Origin of the sequence: Vibrio splendidus (assembly GCF_002873455.1) — a bacterium.
GTDB classification, from domain to species: Bacteria; Pseudomonadota; Gammaproteobacteria; order Enterobacterales; family Vibrionaceae; genus Vibrio; species Vibrio splendidus_J.
Genome location: NZ_MCUN01000025.1, coordinates 1 through 1,258 on the forward strand (window position 1 = coordinate 1; position 1,258 = coordinate 1,258).

Sequence of the window (1,258 nt, forward strand, 5' to 3'; positions counted from 1 at the left end):
TGTAGTGGCATAGTGAATTTGGTCACTTAGTTAGAGGTGATATCATCACCTCATAAGTTAACAGGTGACACTATGACAAAACGTACAAGACGACTATTTAGCGCAGAATTTAAGTTAGAAGCAGCTCAGTTAGTCCTAGACCAAAATTACTCAGTGACTGAAGCAGCCCAAGCCATGAATGTGGGCAAGTCCACGATGGATAAGTGGGTTCGCCAGCTTAGAGAAGAGCGCCAAGGAAAAACACCGAAAGCTTCACCGATGACCCCTGAACAAATAGAAATTCGGGAATTAAAAAAGAAGTTGGCTCGCCTTGAAGAGCATAATGAAATATTAAAAAAAGCCACGGCTCTGTTGATGTCGGACTCACTGAACAATTCTTGATAATCAAGAAACTCAAGCAGAGCTACAGCGTAAAAACATTATGCGAAGTCTTCAATGTTCATCGAAGTAGTTATCACTATTGGCTTAAACGCCCAACGGTAATTAACGCTGAAACAGTAAAATTGCGCAGCTTGGTCAGTGAGGCTCACGCTGCAAGCAATAGCTCTGCGGGAGCGAGAACCATTGCAGATATAGTCACAAATCAGGGTGTAAAGCTGAGCCGATACCGAGCAACAAAACTTATGAGAACGCTTGGTTTAGTGAGTTGCCAAGTGCCAAAACATCGTTACCGAAAAGCTTCACAAGAACATATTGACGTTCCAAATCACTTAGGTCGTCAGTTTGCGGTTACCGCCCCAAATGAGGTCTGGGCTGGTGATGTGACGTATATTTGGACAGGTAATCGGTGGATGTATTTAGCCGTTGTTATCGATCTTTTTGCCCGAAAAGTGATTGGTTGGTCGATGTCTCTATCACCTGATTCTAAACTAACAGGCAAAGCTCTTTCGATGGCTTATGAGTCACGTGGTAAGCCTAAAGGTGTTATGTTCCATAGCGATCAAGGCTGTCATTATACTAGCCGTAAATACCGTCAATTGCTGTGGCGTTTTCAAATAAAACAGAGTTTATCTCGCCGAGGAAATTGTTGGGATAATGCGCCGATGGAGCGTTTCTTTAGAAGTCTGAAAACGGAATGGGTGCCAACTGTGGGTTATCGTAGCTTCGCTGAGGCTCAACAAGAGATCACCCGTTACATTATCGGATACTACTGCCAACTCAGACCACATCAGTATAACGGTGGTCTAACTCCCAATGAATCAGAACGATTATATTGGGAAAATTCTAAAACCGTGGCCAATTTTAGTTGACCACTACA

General features: G+C 43.2%; 1 protein-coding gene. It reads left to right on the plus strand.

Annotation, left to right across the window (positions count from 1 at the left end):
* Positions 1-72 precede the first annotated feature (72 nt).
* A protein-coding gene (locus BCU75_RS18365; protein ID WP_102474680.1) for an IS3 family transposase occupies positions 73-1,250 on the plus strand; the annotation gives its coding sequence in 2 pieces (ribosomal slippage) (positions 73-331 and positions 331-1,250; 1,179 coding nt in all).
* The last annotated feature ends 8 nt before the right edge of the window (positions 1,251-1,258 follow it).